Origin of the sequence: Rhodobacter capsulatus (assembly GCF_052363175.1) — a bacterium.
In the GTDB taxonomy this organism is placed as follows: domain Bacteria; phylum Pseudomonadota; class Alphaproteobacteria; order Rhodobacterales; family Rhodobacteraceae; genus Rhodobacter; species Rhodobacter capsulatus_D.
Window position 1 is genome coordinate 1,845,554 of sequence record NZ_CP198946.1, and the last position, 21,095, is coordinate 1,866,648.

At 67.9% G+C, this 21,095-nt stretch carries 19 protein-coding genes and 1 riboswitch; of the genes, 14 read left to right on the forward strand and 5 right to left on the reverse strand.

Annotated features, from left to right (window positions below; all coding sequences use genetic code 11):
- Nucleotides 1-207 precede the first annotated feature (207 nt).
- From ACTTAI_RS09975 to ACTTAI_RS10000, 6 genes are all read left to right on the forward strand, one after another.
- Nucleotides 208-2,922, forward strand: coding sequence for a M10 family metallopeptidase (locus ACTTAI_RS09975; protein WP_444455565.1), 2,715 nt, complete (start codon nt 208-210; stop codon nt 2,920-2,922).
- On the forward strand, nt 2,852-3,124 hold the full coding sequence (locus tag ACTTAI_RS09980) for a hypothetical protein (protein ID WP_444455566.1): 273 nt from the start codon (nt 2,852-2,854) through the stop codon (nt 3,122-3,124). The genes ACTTAI_RS09975 and ACTTAI_RS09980 overlap by 71 nt, the downstream gene beginning before the upstream one ends.
- Nucleotides 3,054-3,284, forward strand: coding sequence for a hypothetical protein (locus ACTTAI_RS09985; protein WP_444455567.1), 231 nt, complete (start codon nt 3,054-3,056; stop codon nt 3,282-3,284). The genes ACTTAI_RS09980 and ACTTAI_RS09985 overlap by 71 nt, the downstream gene beginning before the upstream one ends.
- 77 nt (nt 3,285-3,361) lie before the next feature.
- Complete coding sequence (locus ACTTAI_RS09990; protein ID WP_444455568.1) at nt 3,362-4,600, forward strand: Hsp70 family protein; 1,239 nt, start codon at nt 3,362-3,364, stop codon at nt 4,598-4,600.
- 169 nt (nt 4,601-4,769) lie between these two features.
- Nucleotides 4,770-5,300, forward strand: a complete 531-nt coding sequence (gene arsN2 / locus ACTTAI_RS09995) for an arsenic resistance N-acetyltransferase ArsN2 (protein WP_444455569.1) — start codon at nt 4,770-4,772, stop codon at nt 5,298-5,300.
- 128 nt (nt 5,301-5,428) lie between these two features.
- Nucleotides 5,429-7,414 (forward strand): Hint domain-containing protein, encoded by a 1,986-nt coding sequence (locus ACTTAI_RS10000; RefSeq protein ID WP_444455570.1) that lies wholly within the window; start codon nt 5,429-5,431, stop codon nt 7,412-7,414.
- Nucleotides 7,415-7,418: 4 nt separating this feature from the next.
- Here ACTTAI_RS10000 and ACTTAI_RS10005 read toward each other — a convergent pair whose 3' ends face one another.
- Genes ACTTAI_RS10005 through cobU form a run of 3 tightly spaced genes read right to left on the reverse strand, consistent with a single transcriptional unit; the run spans nt 7,419 to nt 9,696 of the window.
- Entirely contained in the window at nt 7,419-8,186 is a 768-nt protein-coding gene (locus tag ACTTAI_RS10005) for an adenosylcobinamide-GDP ribazoletransferase (RefSeq protein WP_444455571.1), read from the reverse strand.
- On the reverse strand, nt 8,186-9,190 hold the full coding sequence (gene cobT / locus ACTTAI_RS10010) for a nicotinate-nucleotide--dimethylbenzimidazole phosphoribosyltransferase (RefSeq protein WP_444455572.1): 1,005 nt from the start codon (nt 9,188-9,190) through the stop codon (nt 8,186-8,188). The genes ACTTAI_RS10005 and cobT overlap by 1 nt, the downstream gene beginning before the upstream one ends.
- Nucleotides 9,191-9,192: 2 nt before the next feature.
- Complete coding sequence (gene cobU / locus ACTTAI_RS10015; protein ID WP_444455573.1) at nt 9,193-9,696, reverse strand: bifunctional adenosylcobinamide kinase/adenosylcobinamide-phosphate guanylyltransferase; 504 nt, start codon at nt 9,694-9,696, stop codon at nt 9,193-9,195.
- 72 nt (nt 9,697-9,768) lie between these two features.
- On the opposite strand from cobU, the gene ACTTAI_RS10020 reads away from it, so the two are divergent.
- Genes ACTTAI_RS10020 through bluB form a run of 5 tightly spaced genes read left to right on the forward strand, consistent with a single transcriptional unit; the run spans nt 9,769 to nt 13,666 of the window.
- The gene (locus ACTTAI_RS10020) at nt 9,769-10,356 is read left to right on the forward strand and encodes a histidine phosphatase family protein (protein WP_444455574.1); all 588 of its coding nucleotides are present in this window, start codon (nt 9,769-9,771) and stop codon (nt 10,354-10,356) included.
- A complete protein-coding gene (locus ACTTAI_RS10025; protein WP_444455575.1) occupies nt 10,353-11,150 on the forward strand; it encodes a propanediol utilization protein in 798 nt (265 codons plus the stop codon). Before ACTTAI_RS10020 ends, ACTTAI_RS10025 begins: the two co-directional genes overlap by 4 nt.
- Nucleotides 11,147-12,091 carry an adenosylcobinamide-phosphate synthase CbiB gene (gene cbiB, locus ACTTAI_RS10030; protein WP_444455576.1) on the forward strand — a complete coding sequence of 315 codons (945 nt, stop codon included), beginning with the start codon at nt 11,147-11,149 and terminating at the stop codon, nt 12,089-12,091. Before ACTTAI_RS10025 ends, cbiB begins: the two co-directional genes overlap by 4 nt.
- The gene (cobD, locus tag ACTTAI_RS10035; protein ID WP_444455577.1) at nt 12,088-13,053 is read left to right on the forward strand and encodes a threonine-phosphate decarboxylase CobD; all 966 of its coding nucleotides are present in this window, start codon (nt 12,088-12,090) and stop codon (nt 13,051-13,053) included. Before cbiB ends, cobD begins: the two co-directional genes overlap by 4 nt.
- The gene (bluB, locus tag ACTTAI_RS10040; protein ID WP_444455578.1) at nt 13,043-13,666 is read left to right on the forward strand and encodes a 5,6-dimethylbenzimidazole synthase; all 624 of its coding nucleotides are present in this window, start codon (nt 13,043-13,045) and stop codon (nt 13,664-13,666) included. Before cobD ends, bluB begins: the two co-directional genes overlap by 11 nt.
- Here the strand turns inward: bluB and ACTTAI_RS10045 are convergent.
- Complete coding sequence (locus ACTTAI_RS10045; protein WP_444455579.1) at nt 13,663-15,108, reverse strand: cobyric acid synthase; 1,446 nt, start codon at nt 15,106-15,108, stop codon at nt 13,663-13,665. The two genes, bluB and ACTTAI_RS10045, sit on opposite strands and share 4 nt — an antisense overlap.
- A 271-nt stretch (nt 15,109-15,379) precedes the next feature.
- Nucleotides 15,380-16,030 carry a cob(I)yrinic acid a,c-diamide adenosyltransferase gene (cobO, locus tag ACTTAI_RS10050; RefSeq protein ID WP_444455580.1) on the reverse strand — a complete coding sequence of 217 codons (651 nt, stop codon included), beginning with the start codon at nt 16,028-16,030 and terminating at the stop codon, nt 15,380-15,382.
- 39 nt (nt 16,031-16,069) lie between these two features.
- Nucleotides 16,070-16,289: riboswitch (cobalamin riboswitch) on the forward strand.
- An 80-nt stretch (nt 16,290-16,369) separates the two neighbouring features.
- Between cobO and ACTTAI_RS10055 the strand changes: the two genes are divergently transcribed.
- The 3 genes from ACTTAI_RS10055 to cobN are packed head-to-tail and all read left to right on the forward strand — an operon-like array spanning nt 16,370 to nt 21,069.
- The gene (locus ACTTAI_RS10055; RefSeq protein WP_444455581.1) at nt 16,370-16,783 is read left to right on the forward strand and encodes a DUF1636 family protein; all 414 of its coding nucleotides are present in this window, start codon (nt 16,370-16,372) and stop codon (nt 16,781-16,783) included.
- Nucleotides 16,784-16,786: 3 nt separating this feature from the next.
- Nucleotides 16,787-17,833: a cobalamin biosynthesis protein CobW gene (cobW, locus tag ACTTAI_RS10060; protein WP_444455582.1), complete on the forward strand. Its 1,047-nt coding sequence runs from the start codon at nt 16,787-16,789 to the stop codon at nt 17,831-17,833.
- Nucleotides 17,833-21,069: a cobaltochelatase subunit CobN gene (gene cobN, locus ACTTAI_RS10065; protein ID WP_444455583.1), complete on the forward strand. Its 3,237-nt coding sequence runs from the start codon at nt 17,833-17,835 to the stop codon at nt 21,067-21,069. The genes cobW and cobN overlap by 1 nt, the downstream gene beginning before the upstream one ends.
- The last annotated feature ends 26 nt before the right edge of the window (nt 21,070-21,095 follow it).

A 21,095-nucleotide genomic window follows, 5' to 3' on the forward strand; every position in this document is an offset into this window, starting at 1 on the left:
AGGATTATTCCAATTCCTGACCTTGCCGCGGTGCTGTTGCTGCCGCTATTTCTGGCAGGGAAGCGGATCATCCGGCGGCCATGAAAGGCCCGATCTTCCTGCCGCGCCCGAAGGCGCCCCTTGTTCCCCCGCAGACCAGCGTTCGCCCTGCCTTGCGCCCAGTCTGCGTCGCGCTTTGTGGCGCAACACCCGAACAGGAGTGCCCGGATGACCCTTCCTACCTTCACCGAAGACCAGGCGGTCGATCAGATCATCCGCGGCTATTTTGGGGGCTACACTTACGGCTGGAACCTGAACGGTGCCCGCACATTGACCTATTCCTTTTCCGCGGCGCTGAGCACGGCAGAACGCACGATCATTGTGGCTGCGCTTGACGCCTGGAGCGATGTGTCGGGCATCCGCTTCGTGCAAACCGCAAGCGGCGGGCAGATCGCCTTTCAAAACAGCGCCTCGGGGGCCTATACCTCGATGGCGGGCGATGGCGTGCATATGTCTTCGGCCACGGTCAATGTCTCGAGCGCCTGGTTCACCAGCTACGGCGGCACCATCGGCAGCTACAGCTATCAGACCTATGTGCACGAGATCGGCCATGCGCTCGGCCTCGGTCACACCGGCAATTACAACGGCTCGGCCACCTTTTCGCGCGATGCGCTTTATGCCAACGACAGTTGGCAGACGTCGATCATGTCCTATTTCGCGCAAAACGAGAATCCGAACACCAATGCGTCTTATGCCTATCTTCTGACGCCGATGTCCTTTGACATCGCCGCCATGCGCGCGCTTTACGGAACGCCGAGTGCGGCGCATGCAGGGGACACCACCTATGGCGTGGGCTCGACCGCGGGCGGGGCGCTCGACCTTCTGGGCACGGCAAACCACCGCGCCAATGTCGCCTTCACCCTGATGGACAGCGACGGGACCGACACGCTCGATTTTTCCGACCGCTCCGAAGCGGCGCGCATCGATCTGACCCCGGGGGCGGTCTCGGATTTGTTCGGGCTGCGCGGCAACATGGTGATCTACACCGGCACGGTGATCGAGAATGCACGCACCGGCGCGGGGGCGGATCAGATCACCGGCAACAGTGCCGACAACCGGCTTTTTGCGGGCGGGGGCAATGACACGCTTGCGGGTGGGGCGGGGGCCGACACGCTTGCGGGCGAGGCAGGGAACGATCGGCTTGCGGGCGCGGCGGGCAATGATCTTCTGACGGGCGGCGAGGGGCTCGACATCTTCATCTTCGCCACCGGGTTCGGCACCGATACGGTCAGTGATTTCGTCGCCAGCATCGATTACATCGACATTTCCGCGCTGACGGCGATTGCCGACTGGTCGGCGCTGCTGGCGCTGATGGCAGACACCGCTGCGGGGGTGTGCATCGCTACTGCCGAGGGCACGATCCTGCTGGCGGGTCTTGTCACCTCGATGCTGGATCCGACCCATTTCCTGTTCACCGATGCGGGCGGCGGTTCGGGCGGCGGCGTCGGGCAGAGCCTGCAGGGCACTTCCGGCAGCGACTCCCTGACCGGCGGGGCGGGGGCGGATACGATCGACGGGCTTGCTGGCAACGACAGCCTTGCCGGTGCGGGTGGCGACGACAGCATCACCGGTGGTGCCGGCAATGACCTGATCACTCTGGGGGGCGGCAAGGATGTGTTCGTCGATGGCACGGACAGCGGTGCCGATCAGGTCTGGGGCGGCGAGGGCGCCGATACTCTGGTCAGTCGCGGCGGCTCCGATCGGTTTTACGGCGAAGATGGCAACGATCTGCTTGCGGCGGGACCGGCGGGCTGCACCCTTTCTGGTGGCTTGGGCGACGACACGCTGACCGGGGGCGCAAGCGCCGATACGGTGGTCGACAGCGGCGGTTCCGACGTCATCGATCTGGGGGCGGGCAATGACAGCTATACCGCCACAGGCGACAGCGCTTCGACGGGGGACAGCGTGCGTGCCGGCGACGGCAATGACCGGATCACCACCGGCGCAGGCAATGACACGGTCAACGGCGGGGCCGGGCGCGATATCCTTGCCACGGGCGACGGCGCAGACAGTGTTGCGGGCGGCGCGGAGAATGACCGCATCGATCTGGGGGCGGGCGACGATATCTTTGCCGACAGCGATGATGCGGGCTGCGACACGGTGCTGGGCGGGCTTGGCAACGAGGTCCTGACCAGCCTTGGCGGGCGCGACAGCTTTGACGGCGGCGCAGGCGACGACAGTCTGACGGCCTCGGCGGCGGGCAGCGTGCTGGCGGGGGGGCTTGGCAATGACACGCTGACCGGCGCGGCCGGAAGCGATACGACGAAAGACACGGGGGGCAACGATCTTGTCAGCCTTGGCGCGGGCAACGACAGCTACACCGGCACCGGCGACACTTCGGCCAATGCCGATACCGTCTTTGGCGGCGACGGCAATGATGCTCTGGTAACCGGGGCCGGGGCGGACAGCCTTGACGGCGGGGCGGGCAATGACCGGCTGACCGGCAACGAGGGCAATGACACGCTTCTGGGCGGCAGCGGCAACGATACGATCACGGCAGGCGCGGGCAATGACAGCGTGGACGGTGGCGCGGGCAGCGACCGCATCGATCTGGGCGCGGGCAATGACCAGTTCACCGACAGCGCCACTGCCGAGGCCGACACGGTCATGGGCGGCGATGGCAACGAGGTTATGACGAGCCTTGGCGGCATCGACAGTTTCGATGGCGGGGCGGGCAACGACAGCCTGACCGGCTCGGATGCGGGCAGCCGACTTGCGGGCGGCATGGGCAATGACACGCTGACCGGCGGCGCCGGGGTCGATACCGTCACAGACTCGGGCGGCAATGATCTGGTCAGCCTTGGCGCGGGCAATGACAGTTACACGGCCTCTGGCGACAGCGGGTCGAACGCCGACACGATCTCGGGCGGGGCGGGGGAATGACCGCATCTCTGCCGGGGCGGGCAATGACCTGATCCTTGCCGGCGATGGCAACGACTGGATCAGCGCCGGCGCCGGCAATGATACGCTCACCGCCGGGGTAGGCGCTGACACTCTCGCCGGGGGGCTCGGCAATGACCTTTTTCATCTTCGCCAGCGCCGACGCGGCGGACCGGATCACCGATTTCCGCGCGGGCAGCGATGATATCGACCTGACCGCCTTTGCCGGGCTCGACAGCTTCGCCGATCTCAGCAGTCACATGACGCAATCGGGCCGGGCGGTGGTGATCGAGGTCGACGGCTTCCGCCTCACGCTCGACAATGTCACCCTTGGCACGCTGAGCGGTTCCGACTTCCTGCTCTGACGCGCCCGGCCGCGCAGCCCCTTGCCAGCGCGGCCGAAACCCTGTAGCGGGCCTGCTTTGCTTTCATGGGCCCCGCGATGACCGACCTGACCCTTGCGATCGACTTCGGCACCTCGAACTCCGCCGCTGCCATCGTGCAAGACGGCCGCCTGCGCCGCCTGACGCTGGATGGCGCGGCCGATACCCTGCCTACCGCCGTCTTTTTCCCGACCGAGACCGGCCCGATGCGGATCGGCGCCGAGGCCGTCGCCGCGCTGGTGGCGGGCGAGGAAGGGCGGTTCATGCGGGCGCTGAAAAGCGTTCTGGGCACGCCGCTTTTTCACGAGGCCCGCCCGATCGGGGGGCGTCGCCGCACTTTGGCCGATGTCGTCACCGCTTTCCTGCGCGAAACCAAGGCGCGGGCAGAGGCGCAGACGGGTCTGACCTTCACCCGCGTCCTGTCCGGTCGTCCGGTGCATTTCCACGCCGATCCCGCCCGCGATGCGAAAGCGGCCGAAGACCTGAGCGCCTGCCTTGCAGCGGCGGGCTTCACCGAGATCGGCTTTTGCCCGGAACCCGAGGCCGCCGCCCGCGCCTCGGCCGATCTCAGCGGTGCGACGCTGGGGCTGATCGTCGATATCGGCGGCGGCACCTCGGACTTTTCGCTGTTTCGCAGCCATGCGGGCCGGATCGAGATCCTTGCCAGCCACGGCATCCGGCTGGGCGGCACCGATTTCGACCGTGCCATCGCGCTTGACCATGTGATGCCGCATCTGGGGCAAGGTGGGCAGCTGAAACGCGAATTCGGCCCGGGCCTTCTGCCGATGCCGAACGAGATCTTCGTCGATCTGGCGACCTGGGCGAAGATCCCCTTTCTGTACACCCGCGATACCCGCAACGCGGTGGCGCATCTGGCGAAATTCGCCGTCGAGCCGCGCCCGATCGCGCGGCTGGCGCGGGTGATCGAGGACGAGCTGGGCCATGATCTCGCCTTTGCCGTCGAGCGCGGCAAGATCGAGGCGAATGCGGGCAAGCCGGGCGCGATGATCCGCATGGGCAAGATCGAGCGCGGCCTTTATGCCGAGATCGACGCGGTTTCGATGGCCGCTGCGCTGACCCGCGCCCGCGCCGAACTGGATGCGGCTCTGGCCGAGACCTGCCGTCTGGCGTCGATTGCCCCGGAGGCGGTCGAGACCGCAATCCTTGTCGGTGGTTCGAGCCTGATGGGCCTTGTCTCCGACGCCGTCACCGCCGCCTTCCCGCAAGCGCGGCAGGCACAGGGCGACGCCTTTACCGCAGTTGTCGATGGCCTTGCATTAACTGCAACCGAGGGTTGATCGATTGAGCGCTTGACCCTGTCCCGTCGCAGTCGCACACTCGTCACAGTCTGCACGGGTGTTTCGCAATGGACCGCAATCGGGCCTTCCGTCTCGTCGCCAGTCGCTCCCTTGCCGCGACCCAAGTTGGACTGTTTTCCGCATTCCCCCTTGTCACAGGAGCCGCCTGATGCCCGAGGTCATGGTCCTGCCTGAACTGACTGCGAAACCGATCCCCGGCTCCGATCCGGGGCTGGTCGAGGCGCTGGCCGCGGCCCGGCTTCCGACCGAGGATCTATCCGACCCCGGCCGTAATTTCTTCGCGTTTACAGACACATCCGGGGCGATTTGCGGATATGGTGGCTATGAGATGTTCGACGGTCATGCGCTGATCCGCTCGATGGTCGTGGCCGAGCCCGCGCGTGGTCACGGCATCGGTTCGTCGATGCTGACGGCGCTTCTGGCGACGGTCGCCGCGGCCGGGGCAGCCGATGCCTGGCTTTTCACCAAACATGCGGCGCAGTTCTTCTCGCATCGCGGGTTCCGTGCCCGCGCCCGCTACGAGGTGCCACCAGCCGTTCTTGCCTCGAAACAGGCCAGTTCGGTCTGCCCGATCACGGCCGTCGTCATGAGCCGCGCACTTCCCGCCTGCCCCCCCCCTCTGGCGCAACAGCCTTTTGAAATTTTCTCGTGCGCTGAGGGTGTTGCGGGCGGCGCCTAACTTTTGCCACATTTATTGCGTTACCGTTAACCCTGAAAAGCGGGTCGCACTGCAGGCACGGGCGGCACCGGGGGCAAAAGCCTTGGCACAGGCAGGAGCAGGCATCAGACCTGCACACGGGCAGAACGATGGCGACTTACACGATCACGGGCTATTCCGCCGCGTCGATCACCACCACGGCCGGAACGACCTTTTCGCTGGATGCGGGCTACGAATCGTCCGCGCAGGCGATCACGATCACCGTCACTGACAACGACCTTTATTTCAGCGGCTCCGCGACAGGCCAGCTCGACAGCAACCAGACGGCGGTGGTGACGAGCGCCACCGGAACGGTGCTGGCCTCGGGGGCGGTGCGGCTTGGCACGGCCTACAGCTACACCACGACCGCGGGCACGACGGCAAAGTTCTATGATGTCTATGTCGGCAATACGCTGGTCGGCTATGTCTCGACCTCGGCGCTGACGCCGGGCGTGGTGATGACGGTCACGAGCAGCGCCTCGGCGACCACCAACGGCCAGCTCTACAGCGGTCTGGCCAGCACGAGCTATGCGTCCTCCGCGGCCTCCTCGCTGGTGGGCGGTTCGGGCAATGACACGATCCGCGCCGGGGCAGGCAATGACACGGTGACCGGCAATGCCGGCAATGACAGCATCGACGGCGGCGCGGGCAACGACCGGCTGAGCGGCAATGACGGCAACGACCTGATCCTTGGCGGCACGGGCAATGACACGCTTGATGGCGGCGCGGGGGATGACACGCTGGCGGGCGGGGCCGGGGCGGATTGCATCATCGGCGGCGCGGGCATGGATTATGCCGATTATTCGGCCTCGTCCGGTGCAGTGACGATCGATCTGTCAAGCTGGAGCGCCTCGGGGGCGGATGCGGCGGGAGACACGCTGACAAGCGTCGACGGGGTGATCGGCTCTTCTTATGGCGATCTGCTGATCGGTTTCGATGACGCCTCCTACAGCGGCTCCGACATCTACACCAACATCTTTTACGGCGGCGGCGGCAATGACACGATCGACGGGCGCGGCGGCAACGACATCCTCTATGGCGGCGATGACAACGACTCGGTGATCGGCGGCACTGGCGACGACACGCTTTATGGCGATGCGGGCAACGACACCCTGCGCGGGGGCGATGGCGCCGACAGTCTGAGCGGCGGCACCGGCAATGACGTGCTGGCGGGCGGCGCCGGGGCGGACACGTTGACCGGCGGTGCGGGGGCCGATACCTTTGTCTTCGACGGCACGAGCGGCGCTGACCGGATCACCGATTTCGATATGACGCTGGTCGATGGCCATACGCTCGATCAGCTTGATGTCTCGGGGCTCTACGACGATCAGGGCAACCTGGTGAACTGGGACGATGCGGTGATCGGCACCGATGCCAATGGCAATGCCACGATCACCTTCCCGACCGTCACCGACGGGCCGGTGATCACGCTGGTCGGCTTGACCTTTTCCGAGGTCAGCCGTTCCCTTCTGCATGCGATGGGGGTGCCCTGTTTCACCGCGGGAACGCTGATCGACACGCCGCGCGGCCCGGTTCCGGTCGAGACCCTCCGCCCGGGCGATCTGGTGATGACCCGCGATCGCGGGGCGGTGCCGGTGCTTTGGGCGGGCGGGCGGGTGCTTGGCCCGGCCGAGCTTGCGGCCGAGCCGGGGCTGTTGCCGGTCGCGATCCGCGAAAATGCGCTGGGGCGGCATGGGGCGCTTCTCGTCTCGCCGCAGCATGCGGTGCTGGCGCTGACCGATCAGGGCGAGCGTCTGGTGCGGGCGCGGCATCTGGCCGAGTTGCACGACCCGCGCTTTCGCATCGCGCGCGGCAAGCGGCGGGTGAGCTATCACCACATCCTGCTGGAGCGGCACGGCATTGTGACGGCGAACGGGCTGGCTTGCGAGTCGCTTTACCCCGGGCCGATGGCGCTGGCTGCCCTTGGTCCGGCGGCGCGTCTGTCGATTGCGCAGGCACAGCCCTGGCTTTCGGGGGTTGTCCTTGGCTCGCAAGAGGTCGCCAAAGTCTATGGCCCGCTGGCACGGCCGTTGGCGCTGCGGCGCGGTCTGCGGCTGATGGCGCCGCGCCCGCTTGGCGGTCTGCGCGTCGCCTGATCGCTCAGGTCAGCGCCGCCGCCAGCACCAGCCAGCCGCCGATCTCGGCCAGTTGCTGCGCCGTGCCCAGCACGTCGCCGGTCTGCCCGCCGATCTTCGCCTTTGCCACCTGTGCCAGACCCAACACCAACCCGCCTTGCACAAGAAGCAGTGCACTGACCGGCAGGCCAAGGCCAACCGCCGCGCCGATGCCGATGGCCCCGCCCGCGATCACCCGCCGCCAGGATGCGCCCGCCGCATAGCGGCCCATGCCGTCCGGCCGCGCGGGTGGCAGCGCGGCCATCAAGACGCCACAGGCCGCTCGCGACAGGATCGCGAGCCCGATCAGCCCCGCCATCGCCAGCGCGGGCGAAGCCGCGGCCAGCGCCGCAACACCCTGCCAGCGCAGACCCAGCGACAGCACCAGCGCCGCGACCCCATAGGAGCCGATGCGGCTGTCGCGCATGATTTCCAGCCTGCGCGCCACCTCGCGCCCGCCCCAGAAGCCATCGGCCACATCGGCCAACCCGTCTTCATGCAACGCGCCCGTGATGACGACCTGCACCGTCACCGCCAGCCCCGCCGCCAGTGCGGGCGGCAGGCCAAGCGCCATCGTGGCAAAAAGGGCGAGGGCGGAGATCGCCCCCACCACCAGCCCGGCCAAGGGATAGGCCCAGACCGATTGCGCCAGCGTCGGCGCCGGATCGGCCAGACGCGGCATCGGCAGGCGCGTCAGCAAAAGCACCGCCAGATGCGCCTCGGTCAGCCGCGCCTTGATCCAGCTCCGCTCCATCAGGCGGTGATACCCGCTTCGGCGTAAGTCACCATGCCGTTGTGGCATTCCAGCGCCGCCCGCACGACGCCAAGCGCCAGCGCCGCGCCGGTGCCTTCGCCCAGGCGCATCTCCATTTGCAGAAGCGCGCGTTTGCCCATCGTGGTCAGCACCTTCTGATGCCCCGGCTCGGCCGAGGTATGGCCGACGACGCAGTGATCCAGCAGCCGCGGATCGACCTTGAAGAGGGTCGAGACCGCCGCGGTCGAGATGAAGCCATCCAGAATGACCGGGATTCGCGCCGCGCGTGCGCCCAGAACAGCCCCGCACATCGCGGCGATCTCGCGCCCGCCAAGCGCTGCGAGCGTCTCCATTCCGCCCAGACCGCCATGCAGCGCCAGACCCTTGTCGATCGCCGCGATCTTGCGCGCGATCCCCTCGGCATCCGAGCCGGTGCCGGGGCCGACGAAATCCTTGGCGGTGCCGCCATAAACCGCCGCCGCCAGCGCCGCTGCGATGGTCGAATTGCCGATCCCCATCTCGCCGATGATCAGCGCATCGGCCGTGGTGTCGACCGCCGCCGCGCCGGTGTTCAGCGCCGCCACCGTCTCGGCTTCGGTCATCGCCGGGCCTTGCGTGAAGTCCTGCGTCGGCTTGTCGAGATCCAGCGAGATCACCTGCAGATCGGCGCCCGCGGCGCGGCAGAGCTGGTTGATCGCCGCCCCGCCCATCTCGAAATTCTTCACCATCAGATGCGTGACTTCCTGCGGGAAGACGTTCACGCCCTGCGCGCAGACGCCGTGATTGCCCGCAAAGCACAAAGCCTGCGCCTTGGTGATCGTGGGCCGCGCCGTCGCCCGCCAGGCTGCCCAATGCAGCGCCAGCTCCTCCAGACGGCCGAGCGAGCCCACCGGCTTCGTCAGGCTGTTCTGCCGCTCAAGCGCCGCGGCGCGGGCGGTCTCGTCGGCCACGGGCAGACGGTCGGCCAGGGTAGAAACCTCGGCAAGGGAGTTGAGCTGAAGCATACCTATTTCACCTTCATTGGCAGGCCCGCGACGGTGAAGACGACTTCGTCCGCCGCCGCTGCGACCCATTGGTTGAGATGGCCCGCGTTGTCGCGGAACGCACGGGCGAGGCGGTTGTCGGGCACGATGCCCAGACCCACCTCGTTGGTGACAAAGACGACCGGTGCCGTCAGTTCGGGCAGAACCGCAAGAAGCCGCTTTGCCGCAGCCTCCCAGTCATGATCGCCCAGCATCAGGTTGGTCAGCCAGAGCGTCAGGCAATCGACGAGCCGGGGGGCATCATCGGTCTCGCGCAGCGCCGTCACAAGATCGAGAGGTTCGGCCCGCGTCACCCATTCCGGGCCGCGCCGGGCCTGATGCGCCGCGATCCGCGCCGCCATTTCCGCGTCCCAGATTTCCGAGGTGGCGATGTAATGCGCGGGCTGACCCAACGCCAGCGTGCGGGTCTCGGCATAGGTGCTTTTACCCGAACGGGCGCCGCCGGTGACGAGAAGGGTGAAAGCCATGCCGCGTTGCCTCTTGTTCCTTGCGGCGGAAAAAAGCAGAAACGGCGGCGGACCGAAAGGAGAAATGCGCGGATGCAGAGGATTGGGCAGGCGGATGTCACGACCGAGCTTTGGCTGATCCGCCATGCGCCCGCGCGCCACGAGGGGCGATTGGCCGGGCGGCGCGATGTGCCCTGCGATCTGCCGGGCGCGGAGGTGCTTGACGCGGTGCGGGCCGCGGTGGGCATGGCAAGCGTCCTCTGTTCGCCCGCGCTGCGCTGTCAGCAGACGGCGGCGGCGCTGTGGCCGGGGGTCGAGCCGCAGCTGGAGCCGCGGCTGTGGGAGCAGGATTTCGGCGCCTGGGAAAACCGCCCGTTCGAAGAGCTTCCCGACATCGGTCTGATGCCGCTGAACGACCTTGCCACGCATCGCCCGCCGGGCGGCGAGAGCTACGCGGAGCAATGCGCCCGCGTCGCCCCGGTGCTGCGCGATCTTGCGGGGCAGGGCGGGCGGATCGCCGTCGTCGCCCATGCGGGCGTGGTGCGGGCGGGGCTGTCGCTGGCGCTTGGTTCCGTGCCTGCGGGGCTTGCCTTTCAGGTTGCGCCCTTGTCGGTCACGCGGATGATCGCGGTGCCGGGGGGGCTGTGGTCCATCGCGGGCGTCAACCGGGTCTTCGGATGAGCCGTGCCTTGCATATTCCCGGCCATTTCGGCGAGTGGCTGCAAGGCCGCCTGGGCGCCGAGGGGCCGGTGGTTCTGGTGACCTTGCCCGCGCCTGCGCTTGGGCTTGATCTGCGGTTTCGCCCCGGCCCGGGGCTGAGGCTACATGGCGCGGGGCTGACGCCCGCGCGGGCGCGGCAGTTTCTGGCGCCGCTGGGTCTGGACTTGCGTGGCCGCATCGTGCTGCGCCCGGTGGTGGCGCCGGGGCTGGGCACCGGGGTTTCGACCGCCTCGCTCGTTGCCTTGGCGCAGCTGGCGGGCTGGGATGGTCCGCCCGAGATTCTGGCGCAGGCCTGCGTCCGCGCCGAGGGGGCCTCCGATCCGCTGATGTTTCCTGCGCCCGAGCGGCTTCTTTGGGCCTCGCGGCAGGGGCGGGCGCTGGCGCTTTTGCCTGCGCTGCCGCGCTATGAGATTCTGGGTGGCTTCAGCGGCGCCCCGGCCCGGACCGAGGCCGCCGACAGCGCCTTTCCCGATGTGACGGACCTTGTCGCCCGTTGGCAGCGCGCCGAAACGCTCGCCGATCATGCCGCAATTGCCTCGGAAAGTGCCGCCCGGTGCAGCGCGCTGCGCGGCCCGGGGGACGAGACTGCCCCCGATCTTGCCGCGCGTCTGGGCGCGCTTGGCTGGGTCCGGGCGCATACCGGGGCGGCGCGCGGGCTGATCTTTGCGCCGGGGCAGGTGCCCGAGGGGGCCGTGGCGGCTTTGCGCGCGGCGGGCTGGCGCGGCATCCTGCGTATCAGGGGGGGCGGGCGATGAATTTTGCTGCGATGATGGTGGTGGCGATCGCGATCGATCTGGCGCTTGGCTGGCCCGATGCGCTTTACAAACGCATCGGCCATCCCGTGACCTGGATCGGCGCGCTGATCGCGCGGCTCGAAAAAGGCTGGAATTTCAAGGGAAGGCTGCGGCGCCTGCGCGGGGTTCTGGTCGCTTTGGCGGTGATCGGCACGACCGCTGTGATCGCGGCTTCGGTGCAGATCTGGCTGCCGTCGGGCTGGCTTGGCATCCTCTTGGGCGGCGTCCTTGCCTGGCCCTTCGTCGCGCTGCGTTCGATGCATGATCACGTTGCGGCCGTGGCGAAACCGCTCATCGCGGGGGATCTGCCCGGCGCGCGACAGGCCGTGTCGATGATCGTCGGGCGCGACCCCTCGCGCCTCGATCAGCCGGGGGTTGCCCGCGCGGCACTCGAAAGCCTGGCCGAGAACAGCTCGGATGGAATCGTTGCGCCCTTGTTCTGGGGTTGCGTCGCAGGTCTGCCCGGCATCGCCGCCTACAAGGCGATCAACACGCTCGATTCGATGATCGGCCACCGCACCGAGCGGTATGAGGACTTCGGCTGGGCCTCGGCGCGCATCGATGATGTGGTGAACCTGATCCCGGCACGGCTCACGGGGCTCTTTTTCGCGCTGGCCTCCTCCCGCCGCCGCGCGGCCCTTGCGGTGATGGCCCGCGATGCCCGCGCACACCGCTCGCCCAATGCGGGCTGGCCCGAAGCCGCGCTGGCCGGGGCGCTCGACATTCGTTTGTCCGGGCCGCGCATCTATGCCGACCGGGTGGCGAAGGAACCGTGGCTGAACGGCACCGCAGCCGATCCGACGCCCGAAGACCTCGGCCGTGGGCTTGCACTTTACCGCCGCGCGATGGCAGGGATGGGGTTGGTTATCGGCCTTGTGGCCCTTTTGTGGAGTTTTTCATGACCCGCGATCACGGTGGGAACATCGATGCCGCCAGGAGTCAGTACGGCGGCGATGACTGGATCGATCTGTCCACCGGAATCAACCGCCAGCCCTGGCCTGTGCCCGATCTGCCCGATCGCGTCTGGACCGATCTGCCCACCGCCACGGCCAAGGCTGCGCTGATCGAGGCGGCCTGGGCTGCCTTCGGCACCGAAGCCCCCGGGGTCGCGCTGGCCGGGGCGCAGCAGGCGATCCAGCTGATCCCGCGGCTGTGGGCGCCGGGCCGGGCGCGCGTGCTGGGTCCGACCTACAACGAACATGCGGCGGCGCTGCGGGCGGCGGGCTGGCAGGTCGATGAGGTCTCGACCCTTGGCGCGCTTGCCGGGGCCGATCTGGCCGTGGTGGTCAATCCGAACAACCCCGATGGCCAGCGCCATCCGGCGGCGGCGCTGCGCGCGCTCAGCCTGCAGGTCGGGCGGCTGGTCGTCGATGAAAGCTTCGCCGATGCCTCGCCCGAGGCCTCGGTCACCGCCAAAGCCAGCCGCCGGATGCTGGTGCTGCGCTCGTTTGGCAAGTTCTACGGCCTTGCGGGGCTGCGGCTTGGCTTCGTCTTCGCCGATGCGGCGACGGTGGCGGCGCTTTCGGAAATGGCCGGTCCCTGGCCGGTCTCGGGTCCGGCGCTGGAGATCGGCCGCCGCGCGCTTGCCGATCGCAACTGGGCGGTGGCGACGGCGCTGCGGCTGGGCGCCGAGACGGTGCGGATGGATGCCTTGGCCGCGCGTCTGGGCTGGACGCTGGTCGGCGGCACGGCGCTCTTTCGCACCTATGCCACGCCCGATGCGGCGGCGGCACAGGACCATCTGGCCCGCGCGCGGATCTGGAGCCGTGTGTTCCCCTATTCGCCACACTGGCTGCGCCTTGGCCTGCCGGGGGGCGAGATGGAATGGATGCGACTGGAAAAGGCACTGACTGATGGACTTTGAGCAAACCCACCGCGACGCGCTGACCGAGGTGCTGCGCTGGCGCCGCGACGTGCGCCATTTCCGCCCCGATCCGATCGCGGAAGAGGTGATCGAGCGGCTGCGGGCGACGATGGACATGGCGCCTTCGGTCGGCAATGCGCGGCCCTGGCGGGTGATCCGGGTCGACAGCCCGGCGATCCGGGCCGAGGTGCTGGCGAATTTCAACGCCGCGCGCGACGCGGCCGGGCAGGGCTATGCGGGCGAACAGGCCGAGGCCTATGCGAAACTCAAGCTGCAGGGCATCGATCAGGCGCCGCTGCAACTGGCGGTCTTCACCCATCGCGATCCGCTGGCCGGGCACGGTCTTGGCCGCGCCTCGATGCCGGTGACGCTGCAGCAATCTACGGCGATGGCGATTCACACGCTCTGGCTTGCTGCGCGAGCGGAAAACCTTGGCCTTGGCATGGTTTCGGTGCTTGATCCGAAGGCGGTCGAGCGGCTTCTGGACGTTCCGCCCGACTGGGAATTCGTCGCCTGGCTCTGCATCGGCACGCCCGAATTCACCGATGATACGCCGCTTCTGCACCGGGCGGGCTGGCAGGAAAACCTGCCGACCACCTGGGAGGTGCGTTAACGCGCGAGCGAAAGCAATCCGGTCACGTCGAGATGCGCCTCGATGTGATCGGCCAGCGCCTCGAGCGTGTCCTCAACCCCAGCCGCATGGCTCTGCCCCGAGGCCTTGATGCCAAGGCCGCTCAGGAACGCGGCGCGGAAATCATCGGCGCCGAAGAGCCCGTGCAGGTAACTGCCGATGACCTTTCCACTGGCCGAGATCGCCCCTTCGGGCTGCCCGTCGATCAGCGCAAAGGGCCGGGCGCGGTCGGCGCCCTCGGTCCGGCCGATGTGGATTTCATAGCCCTCGACCGCGAGCCCGCTGCCCGCATGGGTCGCTTTCGTCCGCGTGAGCCGCTTGTCGGGTGTCATCACCGTCTCGACGTCGAGCAGGCCCAGACCGGGGGTGGTGCCCGCGGGCCCCTCGATCCCCTCGGGGTCGGCGACCGAGCGGCCGAGCATCTGATAGCCGCCGCAGATCCCCAGCACATGGCCGCCGCGCCGCACATGGGCCAGCAAGTCCACGTCCCAGCCCTGATCGCGCAGGAACGCCAGATCGCCGCGGGTGGATTTCGAGCCCGGGATGATGACAAGCCGCGCCTCGGCCGGGATCGGCTGGCCCGGCTTCACCATCACCATCCGAACCCCGGGCTCCGCTGCAAGCGGGTCGAGATCGTCGAAATTCGCGATGCGGGACAGCGTCAGGCAGGCAATCACCGTGCCCGCGGTCGCGGGGCCGGAGGCAATGTCGAGCGCATCTTCCGCGGGCAGCTTGTGGGCAAGCGGAAACCACGGCAGCGTGCCGAAACCGCGCCATCCGGTGCGGGCCTCGATCAGCCGGTAACCATCGTCAAACAGCGTAACATCGCCGCGGAACTTGTTGATCAGAAATCCGGAAATCATCTCGGCGTCGGTGGGGTCGAGCACCGCCTGCGTGCCGACGATCTGCGCAATCACGCCGCCGCGGTCGATATCGCCGACCAGCACCACCGGCACGTCGGCCGCGCGCGCAAAGCCCATGTTGGCAATGTCGCCCGCGCGCAGATTGACCTCTGCGGGGCTGCCCGCGCCCTCGACGATCACCAGATCATGGGTCGCCTTGAGCCGGTTGAAACTCTCCAGCACCGCGCCCATCAGCTGCGGCTTCAGCTTCGCATAGTCGCGCGCCCGGGTGGTGGTGAGCCGTTTGCCCTGCACCACGACCTGCGCACCGACATCGCTTTCGGGCTTCAAGAGGATCGGGTTCATGTCGGTGACCGGCTCAAGCCCGCAGGCGAGCGCCTGCAGCGCCTGCGCGCGGCCGATCTCGCCGCCATCCGCGGTCACCGCGGCATTGTTCGACATGTTTTGCGGCTTGAATGGCGCCACCGACAGCCCCCGCCGCCGCGCCGCCCGGCACAGACCGGCAACCAGCATCGACTTGCCGACATTCGAGCCCGCGCCCTGGATCATCAAGGATGTCATGATTTCCTCCGGCTGCGCATGTTGAAACTGCGGGAGCCTCCGGCGGAGGTATTTGTTGGCAAGATGAAAGCGCAATCGCAAGGGAGGGGGCGCCGCGCCTTGGGCCGCCTGCGCGGGGAAGACGCGGCGCTTTCACCTTGCACGGTCATCGGGACCTCTCCCTGTACCGTAACCCAAGGATGCCCAAACTTGGTTACCAATCCCTTAATCCCCTGCTTTCATCTTGCCGAAAATACCTCGGGGTCCGGGGGCAGCGCCCCCGGCCTTGGGCTCAGAACTCCACCCCCGGCTGGCCCTTGATGCCCGCGCGGAACGGGTGCTTGATCTGCCCCATTTCGGTCACCAGATCGGCCGCCTCGATCAGCGCCTCGGCGGCGTTGCGGCCGGTCAGCACCACATGGGTCATCTCGGGTTTCTCGTCGCGCAAAAACGCCAGCACCTCCTCGACATCCAGATAGCCATAGCGCAGCGCGATGTTGATCTCATCAAGCAGCACCATGCGGATCTGCGGATCTCGGATCAGCTCCTTCGCCTTTTCCCAGCCCGCGATGGCCGCCGCGATATCGCGCTCGCGGTCCTGGGTTTCCCAGGTGAAGCCCTCGCCCATCGCGTGGAACTGGCACAGCGCGCCGAAATGCGTCGTCAGCAGGCGCCGCTCGCCGGTATCCCAGGCGCCCTTGATGAACTGCACCACAGCGCAGGGCATCTCATGCGCGATGCAGCGCAGAATCATCCCGAACCCGGCCGAGCTTTTCCCCTTGCCCGATCCCGTATGGACGATGATCAGCCCCTTTTCCCCCGATTTTTGCGCCATGATCTTGTCACGCGCGGCCTTCTTCTTCGCCATCTTCGAGGCATGCCGCGCCAGTTCGTCGGTGCCTTCGGAGGAAGCTTCGGCGGGGGTGTCGTTTTCTGGCGTCATCGGGGCGGTCCTCGCGCTTGACAATAGATCGCGTCTTGGCCACTCAGGGCGGGCGCTGGTTTCTGTCCTATGACAGGCGAAGAGGGAATGTGAAGGGAATTGCGACGGCTTCGCCGCGAAACCCGACCGCAGCCGCCCCCGCGACCGTGACCGGAGAGGGCGCCCGAGGCCACTGGCAAAAGCCGGGAAGGGGGGCGACCGTGAGGGGCATCCCCTCGCATCCGCAAGCCGGGAGACCTGCCAGCGCATGGATTTCGGGCGGACGGGGTGTTCCGCGACCGGGGGCAGGGCGTCTGCGCTCTCACTCTGGCCGTTCCCCCAAACCCACAAGGAGGGGCGATGGCCACCACGCTGCATGTTTGCACCACCTGTCGCGGCACCGCTGCGGCCCCCTTGGGCTGCGAAGGGTGCACGGTGGGCGCCGCGGGCTGTGGCGCCTGTCCGCTGGCCGAAGGCGCGACCACGCGCCCGGGCGAGCGTCTGGCCCATGCGCTGGCCGCGCTGCCCGTGCCCGAGGGGGTGAAGATCGTTCCGGTCGAATGCCTCTCCGCCTGCGGTCAGGGCTGCACCGTCGCGCTGTCCGGCCCCGGCAAATGGTCCTATGTCTTCGGCCGTCTCGACGCCCGCGACGCCGAGACGATCCTCGCCGGTGCCGCCCAGTTCGAGGCCGCCGCGAACGGCCTGATCCCCTGGCGCGAGCGCCCCGAAATCTTTCGCAAGCAATGTCTTGCCCGTATCCCCCCGCAGGAGTGACCCATGTCCGATCTCGTCAAAATCCCCGTCACCGTGATCACCGGCTTCCTTGGGGCGGGCAAGACCACGCTGATCCGCCACCTGATGGCGAACCCGCAGGGTCGCAAGCTGGCCGTTCTCGTCAATGAATTCGGCACCGTCGGTGTCGATGGCGAGATCCTGCGCCAGTGCGCCGATGAAAACTGCCCCGATGAAAACATCGTCGAGCTGGCGAATGGTTGCATCTGCTGCACCGTCGCCGACGAATTCATCCCGACGATCGAGGCGCTGATGGCCCGTCCCGTCCGCCCCGATCACATCCTGATCGAGACCTCGGGCCTTGCGCTGCCGAAGCCGCTTTTGAAGGCCTTCGACTGGCCCGCGATCCGCTCGAAGATCACGGTGGATGGCGTGATCGCCGTCGCCGATGCCGAGGCCGTCGCTGCGGGCCGCTTTGCCCCCGATGTGGAGGCGGTCGATGCGCAGCGTCTGGCCGATGACAGCATCGATCACGAAACGCCGCTTTCGGAGGTTTTCGAGGATCAGATCGCCTGCGCCGACATCATCCTTCTGTCGAAGGCCGATCTGGCCGGGGAAGAAGGCGTCGAAGCCGCCCGTGCGCTGATCGAGGCGGAAGTGCCGCGCAAGCTGCCGATCCTGCCGCTGACGGAGGGTGTGATCGATCCGAAGGTGATCCTTGGCCTTGGTGCCGCCGCCGAAGACGATCTGGCGGCGCGGCCGAGCCATCACGACGATCATGGCGAACATGAGCATGACGATTTCGACACGGTGGTGATCGAGATCCCGGAAATCACCGATCCGGCAAAACTCGTGGCCGCGATCGAGCGTCTGGCACGCGAGCAGAATATCCTGCGCGTCAAGGGCCATGTCGCCGTTGCTTCCAAGCCGATGCGCCTGCTGGTGCAGGCCGTGGGCGAGCGCGTGCGGCATCAATACGACCGGCCCTGGGGCGCCGACACCCGCCGCTCGGCGTTGGTCGTCATCGCCGAGCATGACGATGTGGACGAAGCCGCGATCCGCGCCGTGCTGCTGACCGGGGTCGCCGCCTGATGCATGTCGTCTTCCGCGAAAGCCACGGGCTCGAGGAAACCGCGGTGCCGACCGATCTCGGTCAGCGCCCGGCCGACCTTGTGGTGCTGTCGCTCTCTGACAGCGATCTGGGCGCTTTCGCGGCGGGCTGGAAACGAGCCGGGGGGCGGCTGCCGACGCTGCGCCTCGCCAATCTCGTGGCGCTGAAACATCCGATTTCGGTCGATACCTATGTCGAAAACACGCTGTCGGGCGCCAAGGGCATCCTGATCCGGCTGATCGGTGGCGAGACCTACTGGCCCTATGGGCTTGCCTCGGTGCAGGATCTGTGTCGGCGCAAGGGCATTGCGCTGGCGGTGCTGCTGGCCGATGGCCGTCCCGATGATCGGCTGGACGAATTGTCGACCCTGCCGGTTTCGACGTTGCGGCGGCTGAAGGAGCTCTGCGATGCGGGCGGCGCGGTGGCGGCACAGGCGGCGCTGGCGCAGCTGGCCTTGGCATCGGGTCTTTATGCGCCTCCGGTGCCGGGCGACAAGCGCTTGCCCGACTGGGGGTTTTACGACCCGGCCAAGGGCGTGATCCCCGCGCCCGAGGGCGACGGCCCCTTGGCGCTTGTGTCCTTTTACCGTTCTTATCTGACCTCGGCCGATACCGCGCCGATCGATGCGCTGATCGCAAGTCTTCGGGCACGCGGCTTCGCGGCTTGCGGTGTCTTTGCGGCCTCGCTCAAGGCCGAGGGGCTGGGCGATGCCCTGCAAGCCCGGCTCGACGGCCGCGCCCCGGCGCTGGTCATCAATGCCACCGCCTTTTCGGCCCAAGGCGCCGATGGCACGACCCCCTTTGACCGCTATGACGTGCCGGTCTTCCAGGTCGCGCTCTCGACCGCCCGCAAGCGCGATTGGGCGCAGGCCGACCGCGGCCTGTCCCCCGCCGATCTCGCCATGCATGTCGTCCTGCCCGAGGTCGATGGCCGTCTTTTCGCCGGGGTCGTCTCGTTCAAGGCGCCCGAGCCGCGCGACCCCGATCTGGAATATTCCCGCTTCGCCCATCGCGCCGATCCGGCCCGGGTCGAGGCGGCGCTGGATCGCATCACCGGTTGGCACCGGCTGGCCGAAACCCCGGCTGCGGCGCGCAAGCTGGCTGTCGTGCTCTCCACCTATCCCGGCCGCGCCTGGCAGATGGCCCATGCGGTGGGTCTTGATGCGCTCGCTTCGACCGAGGCCTTGCTGGCTCAGCTCGCCACCGAAGGCTATGCGGTCGCCCCCGGTGCGCCCCTCGAGGCGCTGGCGACCGAGCGCTTGAACTGGCCCCTGGCCGAGTATCTGGCCGCGTTTCAAACCCTGCCCGAACCGCTGCGCCAGGCGCTGACAACGGCTTGGGGAGATCCCGAGACCGATCCGGCCTGCATCGACGGTGCTTTTCACTTCGCCGCCCTGCGCCGGGGCGCGGCGCTGATCGCTCTGCAACCTGAACGCGGCGAAGTGCAAAGCCGCGACGGTGACTATCACGACCTCTCGCGCACGCCGCGGCATTCCTATGTTGCCTTTTATCTTTGGCTGCGCGCGCAGGGCATCGACGCGCTCGTTCACATGGGTGCACATGGCACGCTCGAATGGTTGCCGGGCAAGGCCGTCGCGCTGTCGGAAACCTGCTGGCCCGAGGTGCTGGCGGGGGCGCCCGTCATCTATCCGTTCATCGTCAACGACCCGGGCGAGGCGGCGCAGGCGAAGCGGCGGTTGTGCGCCGTGACGCTCGGCCATCTGCCGCCGCCCTTGTCGCAATCGGCCGTGCCCGAGGGGATGGCGCGGCTCGAACGGCTGCTCGATGAATATTCCACCGCCGATGGGCTTGATCCCGCCCGGCGCGACCGGCTGATTGCCGATATCCGCGACGAAGCCCGCGCGAGCGGCGTCGAGGAGGATCTGGGCATTCCCGCGCAAGCTTCGGCTGCCGAAGCGATCACCCGCATCGACCGTTTTGTCTGTGATATCAAGGAAAGCCTCTTTGGCGACGGGCTGCATGTGCTGGGGCAGGGCGCCTGCGGGCCTTCGGAACAGGCGGGGCTTTCGGCCGCTTTGGCGGGCAAACGCGTGCCCCCCGGCCCATCGGGCAGCCCGGCGCGCGGGCGCAGTGATGTGCTGCCGACTGGGCGCAATCTTTTCTCCGTCGATCCCCGCGCCGTGCCCTCGCGCGCCGCCCATGCGCAGGGCGTGAAACTGGCCGAGGAACTGCTGCGCAAGCATCTGCAGGATCATGGCGACTGGCCGAAGGGGCTGGTCGTCGATCTTTGGGGTTCGGCCACGATGCGCACCGCGGGCGAGGAATTCGCCATGGCGCTGCATCTGGCGGGGCTCAAGCCGGTCTGGGACGAGGGCGCCGCCCGTGTCTCGGGGGTCGAGGTCATTCCGCTCGCGCTGCTCGGCCGCCCGCGCATCGACGTGACCCTGCGGGTCTCGGGTCTCTTTCGCGACATCTTCCCGGGCCTTGCGCAGCTCTTCGAAACCGGCGCCGAGGCGCTGGCGCTGCGCGAGGAAGCACCGGACGATAACCCCTACCTTGCTGCCGCCCCGCGCGTCTTCGGGCCGCGCCCCGGCCAATACGGGCTGAACATGGGCACGGCGATGGACGCCTTTACCCCCGAAGCGCGGGCGAAGGCGGGCGAGGCGTGGCTCGCGGCCTCCTCCTATGCCATTGACAAGAAAGGCGAGATTCGCGCCGACCGGGCGGGTCTCGAAGCCCGCATGAGGAGTGCCGACAGTTTCGTGCATGCGCAGGATCTGCCCGAAAGCGATATTCTGCTCGCCTCGGACTATGCCGCCCATGAAGCCGGGTTTGCCGCCGCCCTCGCGCGGCTCGGCGCCGAGGCCCCGGCGCTTTACCATCTGGACGCCACCGATCCGAACCGCCCGCGCGCCCGTAGCCTGCCCGAGGAAATCGCCCGCGTCGTGCGTGCCCGCGCCAGCAACCCGGCCTGGGTCGAGGGGATGATGCGGCACGGCTTCCGCGGCGGTGCCGAGATCGCGGCGACGCTCGATCACATGGCCGCTTTCGCGCATCTGGCCCAGGTCGTGCCCGCGCATCTTTTCGATCTCTACCACGAGGCGACGCTCGGCCGTGACGACGTGACCGAGTTCCTTGCCCGCGAAAACCCCGAGGCGCTCGACGCCATGCGCGATCTCTTCCGCCGTCTCGCCGAGGCGGGCCTCTGGCTCACCCGGCGCAATTCGATTGCGGCAAGCCTTGAGGAGAGGCTATGAGCGCGCCAACCCGAAGGATGACCCCC